Origin of the sequence: Sedimentibacter sp. B4 (assembly GCF_000309315.1) — a bacterium.
GTDB lineage: Bacteria > Bacillota > Clostridia > Tissierellales > Sedimentibacteraceae > Sedimentibacter > Sedimentibacter saalensis.
The window spans coordinates 1-225 of sequence record NZ_CANG01000423.1 but is presented as its reverse complement, the minus strand read 5'-3'; the positions used below and the strand labels follow the sequence as shown (position 1 = coordinate 225).

The window sequence follows — 225 nt, the reverse complement described above, 5'->3', positions numbered from 1 at the left end:
GCGGCTGCTCGCCGAGCGCTGTGCCCCGCACCAGGTCGTCACGTCGAGTGAGCACTGGGTGGACGTCATGAGCGCGGACGCCAACAAGGGGTCGGCGCTGGAGTCGCTGCAGCGGGAGCTCGGCATCACGCCGGAGCAGACGGTCGTGTTCGGCGACTACCTGAACGACCTGGAGATGCTCGCGGACGCACCGCACTCCTTCGCGATGGCCAACGCCCACCCCGA

Annotated in this window: 1 protein-coding gene; it reads left to right on the top strand. The window is 69.3% G+C overall.

Translation table 11 applies throughout. The features are described 5' to 3' along the window. The coding region (locus BN358_RS23580; RefSeq protein ID WP_157593431.1) for an HAD family hydrolase at positions 1-225 on the top strand (225 nt) is incomplete at both ends.